Origin of the sequence: Variimorphobacter saccharofermentans (assembly GCF_014174405.1) — a bacterium.
Classification (GTDB): domain Bacteria; phylum Bacillota; class Clostridia; order Lachnospirales; family Lachnospiraceae; genus Mobilitalea; species Mobilitalea saccharofermentans.
Genome location: NZ_JACEGA010000001.1, coordinates 1715340 through 1727397, shown reverse-complemented (window position 1 = coordinate 1727397; position 12058 = coordinate 1715340). Strand labels below are relative to the sequence as shown.

The 12058-nt window shown below is 38.7% G+C and carries 10 protein-coding genes; all 10 read right to left on the bottom strand.

The window, feature by feature from the left end; genetic code table 11:
• Positions 1–10: 10 nt before the first annotated feature.
• The 10 genes from H0486_RS07540 to mraZ all read right to left on the bottom strand — a co-directional run bounded on the left by H0486_RS07540 (position 11) and on the right by mraZ (position 12055).
• Positions 11–766, bottom strand: a complete 756-nt coding sequence (locus H0486_RS07540; protein ID WP_228352414.1) for a cell division protein FtsQ/DivIB — start codon at positions 764–766, stop codon at positions 11–13.
• A gap of 46 nt (positions 767–812) precedes the next feature.
• Positions 813–2093 carry a UDP-N-acetylglucosamine 1-carboxyvinyltransferase gene (gene murA, locus H0486_RS07535; protein ID WP_228352413.1) on the bottom strand — a complete coding sequence of 427 codons (1281 nt, stop codon included), beginning with the start codon at positions 2091–2093 and terminating at the stop codon, positions 813–815.
• A gap of 74 nt (positions 2094–2167) precedes the next feature.
• Complete coding sequence (locus tag H0486_RS07530; RefSeq protein WP_228352412.1) at positions 2168–3310, bottom strand: FtsW/RodA/SpoVE family cell cycle protein; 1143 nt, start codon at positions 3308–3310, stop codon at positions 2168–2170.
• A gap of 70 nt (positions 3311–3380) precedes the next feature.
• A complete protein-coding gene (gene murD / locus H0486_RS07525) occupies positions 3381–4739 on the bottom strand; it encodes a UDP-N-acetylmuramoyl-L-alanine--D-glutamate ligase (RefSeq protein WP_228352411.1) in 1359 nt (452 codons plus the stop codon).
• A 19-nt stretch (positions 4740–4758) separates the two neighbouring features.
• Complete coding sequence (gene mraY / locus H0486_RS07520) at positions 4759–5727, bottom strand: phospho-N-acetylmuramoyl-pentapeptide-transferase (RefSeq protein ID WP_228352410.1); 969 nt, start codon at positions 5725–5727, stop codon at positions 4759–4761.
• 91 nt (positions 5728–5818) lie between these two features.
• Positions 5819–7768, bottom strand: a complete 1950-nt coding sequence (locus tag H0486_RS07515; RefSeq protein WP_228352409.1) for a penicillin-binding transpeptidase domain-containing protein — start codon at positions 7766–7768, stop codon at positions 5819–5821.
• Between the two features lie 97 nt (positions 7769–7865).
• Positions 7866–10043 (bottom strand): penicillin-binding transpeptidase domain-containing protein, encoded by a 2178-nt coding sequence (locus H0486_RS07510; RefSeq protein WP_228352408.1) that lies wholly within the window; start codon positions 10041–10043, stop codon positions 7866–7868.
• Positions 10044–10106: 63 nt separating this feature from the next.
• Positions 10107–10583, bottom strand: a complete 477-nt coding sequence (locus tag H0486_RS07505; RefSeq protein WP_228352407.1) for a septum formation initiator family protein — start codon at positions 10581–10583, stop codon at positions 10107–10109.
• A 63-nt stretch (positions 10584–10646) separates the two neighbouring features.
• Complete coding sequence (gene rsmH, locus H0486_RS07500; RefSeq protein ID WP_228352406.1) at positions 10647–11582, bottom strand: 16S rRNA (cytosine(1402)-N(4))-methyltransferase RsmH; 936 nt, start codon at positions 11580–11582, stop codon at positions 10647–10649.
• A gap of 44 nt (positions 11583–11626) precedes the next feature.
• A complete protein-coding gene (mraZ, locus tag H0486_RS07495) occupies positions 11627–12055 on the bottom strand; it encodes a division/cell wall cluster transcriptional repressor MraZ (protein WP_228352405.1) in 429 nt (142 codons plus the stop codon).
• Positions 12056–12058 lie beyond the last annotated feature (3 nt).

Here is a 12058-nt window from a genome sequence, read left to right as displayed (position 1 = left end):
AGTTTTTTATCTATTCTGTAGCTTTTTTCGGTTTTGCAATAATATGATCTGTCCCTTTTACATAATTAGACATATCAATGATGATATCCATCCCTTCTGCCTCAGCCATAATATTTTTCAATTCGGATAACGCTTCATCATAGGTTCTTTTCTTTCCAAGCAGTACCTTGATGCCTCCACAATCAATTGTAACTTCTGATGCTTTATTAAATGTAATGGTGTCGACATCAAGATCATACTTATGAATTAATTGTGTTAGGTTTATTATTACATCAAACAGCTCGTCTTTTTGTACCTCAAGCTTCTCATGTAAAATAATCTTATTATACTCAAGTCCTTGTATCATAGGTATATTCTCAATTTGGCTGGACGAACTCTCCACCACAATCCCATCTTTATCAAAGTATAAGTATTCACCCATGAATTCCACACAACCGGCTACCTGCTTTTCATACACATAGACAGTGATTGTATGATTATCCACCATTTCCATATCAATTTTCTCAACAAATGGATAATGAAACTGTGTAAAGTAACGATACTTCATATACAGTATCGGCGTATACGAATCAAGCTTTGACTGAAGTAACTGCTCCGTTATCTGTTCCTTCGTATATCGCTCATTGCCAACCACATCAATCTTTTTTAATTGGAAAGTACTAGTAAAGAACAGGAAAGGTATACCAATTATTAATAATAGAAGAACCGCTTTACGGCATAATCTCCAAAGTACATTATCTGATTTCTTCGGTTTCTTCCTGTTCATGATTCCCTCCATGACGGTAAACGTAAATTCATGTATTCGAATATGTTTAAGTGGCATTTTCACTGCAATAACTGATTGTAGCCCCTAATGCAGTAAAATCTCTACATATATCCTCATACCCTCGTTCTATACAAGTGGCATCACGAATGATCGTTGTGCCTTCTGCAGCTAAACCAGCTATTACAAGTGCCGCTCCTCCTCTAAGGTCATGTGCATTAACTACAGCTCCGTGTAGCCTCTCCACTCCTGTAATAATAGCCGAATTGTCCTTTTTATCCAGGGCAATAATAGCTCCCATCTTTTGTAATTCATTGACGTTTTGATATCTTGATTCAAATATTTCCTCTACGATAGTACTTGTTCCATCCGCAAAACACAACACAGACATGAGTTGGGATTGCATATCGGTGGGAAATCCAGGATAGGGCTGCGTCTTTAGCAGATCAATTGATTTTGGTCTATGTTTGCTAGATATCTTTACTGTATCTTCCGTACTCTCAATCGTACATCCTGTTTTTCTAAGCATCCGCATGGTTGCATCAATATATCTTACCGGTACATTGGTTAGGATTCCTTCTCCTTTATTTGCTGCGATAGCCGCCATATATGTTCCTGCAACGATGCGGTCCGGTGATAGTGTAAAGGATACATCATGTAGCTGTTTTACCCCCTCCACCTCAATAAAGGCTGTTCCTTTGCCGCAAATCCTTGCACCTGCTTCAATTAGATAGTTACATAATTCCGTAATTTCCGGTTCTCTAGCAGCATTAAATATTCGTGTTACACCTTCGGATAACACAGCAGTCAGAATAACATTTTGAGTGGCACCGACACTTGGAAATTCTAAGAATATGTCATTTCCAACTATTCTGTCAGTATAACAATGTATGATTCTGTCCTCCTCTCCTAAAAATTCCTGCGTAACATTCATTTTTTTAATCGCATTCAGGTGATAGTCAATTGGACGTTTTCCAATGGAGCATCCTCCCGGATATGCAATCGTTACTTCATGAAATCTACCAAGAATTGCTCCCAGGTAAAGTATGGAGCTACGCATTTTTTGAACAGAATCTTCGGATACATGTGTTATAGAAGCCTTACTACTGTCAATCATCAGTGTATCTTCGTCCCAGGCGGTTTGGCATCCTAGCTCTTCCAGTATTTTAATCATATGAAAGACATCTAGTATTTTGGGACAATTCTTCAGTATTGTAATTCCTTTATTCAAAATAGTAGCAGCTATTACTGGTAATGCTGCATTCTTTGAACCTTGTATTCTTAGCTCACCCTTTAATTCCTTTCCACCGATGACCTTGATACTTGACATAGTACACCTCAGACAATGTAGGAAATATAATACCACTATATGTATTCCCACTCGTCCGCGTGATTAGTGTTATTTTACCGCTCCCCCTTAATTTGATTGGATACACTTAGTACAATCCCCATTTCAAACAAAAGCACCATGATAGAGCTTCCTCCATAGCTGATAAATGGGAGGGGGATACCAGTGGATGGTATGGTATTGGTAACAACAGCTATATTAATTAACACCTGAGTAGCAAGGTGGGCAAGCACACCGGTAGCAATTAATCCACCATATAAATCGGTGGCATTGATAGCAATAATAAAAATTCGCCATATCAGCAAAATATATAGAACAATCAGAGCAAAGGCTCCAAATAAGCCCAACTCTTCACATATTACCGAAAAAATCATATCATTATGGGATTCCGGAATAAATCCCAGCTTTTGCATACTTTCTCCAAGGCCTTTTCCGAATATGCCTCCTGAAGCGATGGCATATAATCCTTGTAATATCTGATATCCCTTAGGCTCTGTTTCCACATTCAGCCAAACCTTAATTCGTTCGGAACGATAAGAAACAAAAAATACAAAGATGGAACCCAACGCACCGAATAATAATCCGGATATAATAAAGTAAGCCTTCTTCTTGCTGGCTACAAAACAAATAGCAACCATAATAACACCAATGATTAGTGCTGTTGAGAAATTCTCAATAACAATTAATCCAAGAAGAGGTGTGATAAAAAGCACTACTCTAATAAAGCCTAGGAATTTATCCAGCTTTTTAGGTGCCAGATATACAATATATGCCGTAAATAATATAACCGCAATCTTGGTTAACTCCGATGGCTGAAAACGCCCCAGAGGGCCTAAATCAATCCAACGTCTGGATCCCTTAACATCCGGTCCAATGATTAATACCAACGTCTGTAATAATAAACAGAAAAAGTATAATAGCGTAATCGGTTTTATTCTTATAATCGGCAAATTCTTAATATATAAACGGTAATCAATTTTGGATACAAAAATCATAATCAGAATTCCGGCACCGGCAAATAATGCCTGCTTTTCCAGAAAATGAGTGGGATTCCCGTATATTCTCTGTGCGTTATAGGAGCTGGTACTATAGATCATAACTAAACCAAAGCATACGAGGAACAGTATGAGAAATAATAAGCTATAATCATAGTAGCTATGTATTTTTCTTTTATTCACATCTCCGGCTGTTCTGGCCATAGTTTCACTCCCGACTTACTTAATTACTTCATTATGAAAACTTTTGTACTCCACACCTGTATCAGCTTTTTTACATCAATTCTCTTACATATTCCTTAAACATTCTGCCTCGCTGTTCATAATTATCAAACATTCCCCAGCTTGCACAGGCAGGTGATAATAACACAGCATCACCAGGCTCTGCCTTCTCTGCACTGACCTTAACTGCTTCACGAAGATCATTCACCATGATAATATTATGGAATCCATGTTCTCTTGCAGTTGCTGCAATCTGATCCTTTGTCTGTCCCAAGAGCACCAGATACTTTACTTTTCCATCAAAGGCTTCGATCCAATCATCAAAAGGAATTTTCTTATCATATCCGCCTCCGATTACAATCGTAGGGCTGATCATAGCCTGCACTGCTTTAATAGCTGCATCCGGGTTGGTACCCTTTGAGTCATTATAATAGGTTACTCCATTGATTTTTTCAACGAATTCAATTCGATGTTCCACTGCATTGAAGTTCAGAACCGCTTTTCTGATATATTCCATAGGAACACCCATTGACACTGACATTCCCACTGCAGCCATAACATTCTCATAATTATGTTTTCCTAATATCTTTAATTCTTTTACATTGCAGACAACCTGCTTCTCTCCATGATCAGAATATATGATCTGATCTCCTTGAAGATACAATCCATCCTCCAACACATTAGCGCTGCTGAAAAAGAGGATTCTGGTTTTTAATCTGGATGCCATTGTCCGCAAAGTCTCGTCTTCATAGTTAAGTACACATATCTCATTCATTGTCTGATTTTTTGCGATATTTTCCTTCATAGCGATATAATTATCCATGGTATGATGGCGATTCAAATGGTCCGGGGTTATGTTCAATATGGCACTTACATCTGGCTTAAAATCATGAATCGTTTCCAGCTGAAAGCTACTCAGCTCAATTACACTAACCGCCTGTTGTGTAGTATCCATGGCTATATCAGTATAAGGAATACCAATGTTTCCAACGACATATACCTCATTAAAATAGGTCTTCATAATTTCACCAACTAAGGTTGTAGTGGTCGTTTTCCCATTCGTTCCGGTAATGCCAACAATTTTACCCTTTGCAATACGATAAGCCAGCTCTATTTCTCCCCAAACAGGAATATTCTCTGCCTTAATTCTCTCCACCAGCGGGCTGTCAATAGCAATTCCCGGACTAATCACTAAAAGGTCCAACGAGCGAATCAATTCCTCTGATACCTCTCCGGTTACCAGTTGAAAATTATGATTTATATCAATTTTATCTGCAAAGTCTTCTTTGATAAGTATTGTATTGGAATCGTAAAGGATTACATAAGCACCTTGTTTTTGCAATAAAATTGTAGCAGAAATACCGCTCTTCCCGGCTCCGAATACGAATACTCTTTTCTCTTTTAGTTGCATAACTTCCTCCAAAAATCCTTTAATTGATTCCCATCAAACCAACTAAGCATAATATTGCAGTAATTACTGAGAACACTGCAACAACTCTTGTCTCAGGCCACCCCATCAATTCAAAATGGTGATGAATCGGGGCCATCTTAAAGAAGCGTTTTCCTCCTGTAGTTTTAAAATAACTCACCTGTATCATAACCGATATAATCTCTACCAGATATACCAGAGCGACGATCGGAATAAATAACGGCATTTGCAACATATAAGCTGTGGCCGCAACAAACCCGCCCAGCGCAAGGGATCCGGTATCTCCCATAAATACCTTTGCGGGATATACATTATATAATAAGAATGCCAGTAGACTTCCTGCAACTGCTCCGGTTATTGGAGAGATATCACTTTTTAGGCCAATTGCAACTACTGAGAAAAACGTAGCAATTAACACTGTGACACTGGATTCTAATCCATCAAGTCCGTCCGTAAAATTTGAACCATTTACAGTACCAAGTACAATGATGAAGAAGAATGGTACAAATAAATAGGACACATCCAAATACTTACCACCAGAAAACGGTATTAACATGGAGGTACCTACATTCGTAAAATTAATCAGATAGAACCCAAGAATTGCAGTTACCAATATCTGCCCTAGAAGCTTCTGCCAAGCTCGTAATCCCATGGATCTCTTCATTACAACCTTGATATAGTCATCCATAAAGCCTATAATTCCAAATCCGATCGTTGAGAACAGAATCGGGATGATATCCGTATAGTTCTTTAAATATAATAAAGAAGTAATTGCAATACTTAAAACGATAACAATACCGCCCATAGTCGGGGTTCCGGACTTTTTTAAATGAGATTGAGGTCCTTCCTCTCGAACGAACTGACCAAACTTCAATTTCTTTAAGAACGGAATTAATAACGGGCAAAGAACCGCACAAACTCCAAACGATATAATAACAGGCAATATCACTTTAAATACCGAATAATTCATAGCATCCTCCATTTAAGTGCTTTTGCACATTTTCCACGCTTATGTATTTCCAACTAAGCTATTATACTTTATTAGTTTTTAAAAAACAATACTAATTATAATAAAGAATTATGTCACTATCTTTCTCAATCGTTTCTCCTGGAAGAGGAAATTGCTCAATTACAATCTCGCCCTCCCCCAGAGGATATAATTCTCCAAAATCATATACTTTCAGCAAATCCTTTACTTCCTTTTTCGTTTTCCCGATGAAGTCCGGCATTTGAAAGGTACCAATATTATACTTTGCAATTTCTTCTTCCGTATAGCTTGCTTCCACTCCCATATAAGGAAGGATATTATCAAATAATTCCGATACAACCGGGGCAGCAATGGTTCCTCCATAATATATTCCGGTTGGTTCGTCAATTAGAATCAATGCCATTACCTGTGGATTATCCGCTGGAGCAAATCCGATGAAGGAAGATATGTATTTTCCGGTTCTTCGTGGTAATTTCTCCGATGTCGCAGTCTTTCCGCCAACCTTGAAGCCAGGTAAATATGCTCTTTTTCCTGTGCCATCAGAAACTACGGCTTCGAGAAGCATTTTCATCGTCTCAGAAGTTTCTTTTGATACTCTGCCACTACTTGTATTGTAATCCAAGGCCTGAACTCTTGTGCCGTCCGGAGTTCTGATTTCTACCCCGAGATGAGGTGTTACCAGCGTTCCTCCATTTACGATGGCACTGGCCGCAGTCATCAACTGCAGTGGAGTAATCTGAAATGACTGACCAAAGGACATCGTAGCAAGCTCAACCGCTCCAATATTATCCATTTTGTGCATAATGGAGTTTGCTTCACCCGGTAGATCAACTCCTGTTTTCTGAAACAAACCCAGCTTTTTATAATACATATACATTTTTTCAACCCCAACCCTGGCTCCTATTTCCATGAACACCGGATTGCAGGAATTCTTTATTCCATCCACAAAATTCTGGCTCCCATGCCCACCCACTTTGTGGCAACGTATAATTCGATCCTCTACCTTCTTATAGCCCGGACAAAAGAACGGATCCGTCAGCTTAACGACTCCTTCCTCTAAAGCTGCTGTCGCTGTAACAATCTTGAAGGCGGAGCCAGGTTCATAGGTGTCACTGATACAGGCATTACGCCACATACCATTCAGCAATTCGTTCAGCTTCTCCTCACTCAGTGTCTCTCCCTCATATTGCGCTTTAATCTCATCGATTAAGGTATAGGGATCGTTGAGGCTAAATTCTGGAACATTCACCATTGCATATATTTCACCGTTTTGCGGATTCATAACAATTAGTTTTACACTTTTCGCATTCTTTGCCTGCTTTACCTTAAGTGCTGCCTGTTCGGCATAACGCTGGATATTTACATCCAGACTTATGTATAAATCATTCCCCGGTTGTGGTTCTATTCGATCTTCTGCTGCATTCTCTATCTCCACACCGTAGGCAGTTGTCAATGTTAGTATCGTTCCATCAATTCCTTTAAGAAATTCATCATACTTCACTTCCAAACCGATAATCCCCTGATTATCACTTCCAGTAAAGCCAATCACCTTGGATGCAAGGCTGTCATAGGGATAATAGCGTTTATAATCCTCATCCACCATCACCCCATCCAAATCATATTCTCTGATTTTATCAGCAATTTCTTTATCTACATTGGACTTAATTCTCTCGATGGAGGATCGCTTCTCAACTCTTTTCCTAACACGTTCCTCACTCAGGCCAAGTTCCTTCGTCAATACTTCAATTACCCGTTCTGGATCCTTGATCTGTGCATGAATTACTGATATAGTACAAACCGGCTTATTGGTTGCTATTTCAACTCCATTACGATCAAAAATGCTTCCTCTTTCTGCCTTTATAGCTCGTTCTCTCTCATGCAAGGCCTGTGCACGTGCAGCATAGTCTTCCGATTTTAATATCATCAGGTATCCTAACCGGATTAGGAGACCAAAGGTTATTCCGATAACAATCGTAACAACAATTAACATATTTCGACGATTATATGTCCTATTTCTGGCCATTCTATCATTACCCTACAACTCTTATCGTTTCATTTTATTACAAAGGATTTGCGATTATTCATTATTTCGTTGCAAGGGTACATCAGCATTCTGTATCTTACTCCAGTGCATCCGGATTAAACTCGTCCTCATCAGGGCTACTCTCCCCATCCGTAAGTCCCCCGTTCTCATCCTGAGTATCTATGTTTTCGATATTGTCATCATTCTCATCATCTTCTGAAATATCGTTCCGATCCTCGCTATCTCCCACTGTATCCGCTGTTCCTCCTTCATCCCCTTCATTCTTCGGTTTGTCATCTGCAGAAGGTGCTTCTTCCCCTGTAGTATCAGTGTTCGGGTCATTTTCATTATTGGTTACATTACCATTATTAACAGGTGGTTTGGTACTGGTCGACTCATCATTTTGAATATTTTCTTCTAATGGAGTCGTCTCATTCGTACTTCCTTCTTCTGTGACATCCTCCTCAAGGAGATAATCGATTTCTCCTTCAGGGAAGATGCCTAAAGCTGGCAATATTTCCTTTAAAATTCTGCTTGCGAACTTTGTTGCTATGGAGCTATCGGCTTGCTTTTCCACATTCTGTGGCTCATCTATCATGACATAGATTACTATCTCAGGATTAATTGCCGGAACATGTCCTAAAAAGGATACGATATATTTCTTATTCTTATAAGGAGGTTTCTGAGCAGTACCAGTTTTTCCTGCGATAGCGTAGCCCTCTACCTTGGCTCCTTTTGCAGTTCCCTCCTCCACTGTCCGGTACAAATACTTTTGCATTAATTCCGATGTTTTTTCGGAAACTGTTTGACGTACTAATAACTTATCGTATTCTCTCACTATTGCACCATTATCGTTTACGATTTGCTTCATTACATGGGGTCTATAGTAATATCCTCCATTGACCATAGATGAATAAGCGGAAGCCAATTGTAGCATGGTGGTACTGATACCTTGCCCAAAGCTGCTGGTTGCGAGCTCAGTTGCATTGAGCTTTTCTTTCTCGAATATAATACCCTGGCCTTCACCTGGCAAATCAACACCGGTCTTACTACCAATTCCAAAGTTTGTTTCATATTGGTAGAATATATCTCTTCCTTCCTTCATAACAATTTGCATTAATGCATCATTACAGGATTTCATTAATGCCTCTTCCAGTGTCAATGTGCCATGACCGTAACGATTACTGCAGTGGATATCTCTATCTCCCACCTTTTCCACACCATCACAATCATATGTACTATTATTCGTAGCCAGATTTTCATCTAAAGCAGCTGCAATTGTAATCGGTTTAAAGGTAGAACCTGGTTCAAAGCTACTACTGATAATATCATTTTTCCAAATGGAATTGAGTGCAGAGGTTATTTCCTCTTTACTCATACCCTCAATTTCGTTTTCTGTATAAAAGGGCGTCAAGTCTCTCGGATTATTCAAGTCATATTCTGCATTTGAAGCCATTGCAAGGATTTCACCATTGTTTGGATTCATCACCACAACCCCTATGCCCTTACTACCGAACTCTTCATTGAATTCCCGAATATGCTTTTGAATAATGCGCTGAACATTGGAATCCACTGTACTGATAATAGAATTTCCATTTACTGCTTTCTTAACAATACGTTCTATGTTAAGACTGGAATCATAATATCCGTATTCTCTTCCGTTTGTCCCATTTAACTCGTTGTTATAATACTCCTCAATTCCCCAAAATCCAATATTATCTGCAGAGGTAAAGCCAATGATATCACAAGCCAAAGTGTTATTCGGATAGGTTCTGACATACTCCTCTTCAAACCATACACCCATTATCTCTGAATTTTCTTCCATGAAAGCTTCAAACTGTGATACCTCGTCATATTTCAGATTTTTCGTCACAATGGTGTATTGACTATTAGGCTTATTATCCAGGATATCTTTCACAATTGCCGTTTCGATACCAAAATATTTCTCAATTGCTTTTAACGTGGGATCAATACTTTCCTCATTTAATATCAGACGACTAGGATCTAAGATGAGACGATACCGTAATTCACTTCGAGCTAATACGGTTCCATTTCGATCTAAAATATCTCCTCTTTTGTATGGTAGAACAGCGCTAACATAGGATTGTCTTGACAATACGTGCTTAGCGTACCGTTCTCCATCCACCTGCATGATATAAATTAACCTGCCCATTAATCCCATTAAAAGTAAAGTAACAACACAAAAAACAAGCAATAGTCTTGCTTGCATTCGTGAATTGAATTTTTTAGTTATCTTGCCCGTCGATTTTTCCATGATTCTATAACCTCATATGCAGAATGGATTTAATCTTAGTAACTTAGTAATAGGAAGGAAGGTTTACTTCGGGATATCCTCGAACTGTCTGACATACCCATCTTCACTAGGCTCATAAGTAATTACCGTATTATTATTGGGATATACCATACCTAAATCGTTGACTGCAACCTCATAAATATATTCCAAATCATACGTCTCATTAATATCTTCATATGCTGCATCATTTACCTTTGTCATCTCAGTAACTTCACGTTCTAAGGTAATAATGGATTTTTCCATCTGATTGACATTATACTGAAGCTTTAAATAATCAACACATACATAGACGGTCGCAATAATTGCAATCGTCAACACCAACAGTGATGCTAAGGTCATACCTGAGGAAACTGGCTGTCTTTTTATCTGTCTGTGAGGAGATGGCACACTTAATGGCTGCTCTCTATGAATATTAGGAGCAGCATTTAATTTACGTACCGTATTGCCTTCTACGTAGCTTGTCCCTGCATTATATTGATATGGTCTTCTTTTTGTGTCCATGCAAGAAACTCCTCTCTCCCTTAATATTTTGTCCTTAATATTAGCTATAGTTATTATGTTATCCTATGATATCTTTTCGAAAACTCTTAATTTCGAACTCTTAGCTCTTTTATTTTCCAATAGTTCCTGTTCAGAAGGAAGTATTGGCTTTCGTGTAATCACTTTACCTAATGGCTTCTTTCCACATACACATACCGGAAAGTTCGGAGGACAGGTACATGGGTTCTCATTCATTCTAAAATTGGATTTAACAATTCGATCCTCCAAAGAATGAAATGTAATGATGCACAATCGTCCACCCGGTGCCAATAATTCTATCATATCCTGTAATGTATTTTTTAATACTTCAAGTTCCTGATTTAATTCAATTCGTATTGCCTGAAAGGTTCTTTTTGCCGGATGTCCTGTATTTACCCGAAGCTTCATAGGAATTGCCGCTTTAATTGCTTCCGTTAATTCGTAAGTAGTCTCAATCGGCTTTTCTTCCCTCATACGAACAATGTGCTTTGCTATGTTCTTAGCAAAGTTATCTTCACCATAATCTCGAATGATCCGGAATAATTCCATCTCACTATAGGTGTTAACGATATCCTTGGCCGTCTTCGTATTCCTGGTATCCATTCGCATATCCAGCGGAGCATCTTCTTTGTAAGAAAAGCCTCTCTCAGGAGTGTCCAGCTGATAGGAAGAGACTCCTAAGTCCAATAAAATCCCATCTACCTTATGAACTCCAATTTCGGTTAGTACCCTTTTAATTTCACTATAATTACTCCGAACAATCGTTACATTATTTTTAAATTGACTTAGTCGTTCTCCTGCCGCATTAATTGCTGCTTCATCCTGATCAATCCCGATTAATCTCCCCGTTGTCAGAAGCTTGGCGATCTCATAGGAATGACCGCCTCCACCAAGGGTTCCATCTACATAAATCCCATTCGGCTTTATATTTAAATTCTCAATGGTTTCATACAACAATACCGATTTATGCTCAAACCCCATACTGTGCCTCCAATAGATGTTCTATACCTTCTATGCCGAAAAGCTTAGAAACTAATACCATATTCCGACATACGTTCCGCAATAGCATCTACATCATCATAATCGTTATTACTATCCCAACGTTCCTTACTCCAAATCTCGATTTTGTTTAATACACCAACAAAAACGATATCTTTATCTAATCCTGCACTTTCTCTCAGCTTTGCGGGTATTAGTATTCTACCCTGTTTGTCCGCTTCGCATGCAGCTGCACCTGCCATAAAATATCGTTGTAATTTTCTCGCTTCCATGGTTCCAGGCAGCTTTCTAAGTTCTTCAACGAAGGTCTTCCATTCCTCATTGGGGTATGCAAACAAACAACCATCCAGACCTAAGGTAATAACAAATTCATCCCCTAAGTCTTCTCTGAATTTTGATGGTATAATTATTCTTCCTTTTGCATCAATCGAATGATTGAATTCCCCCATAAACATATG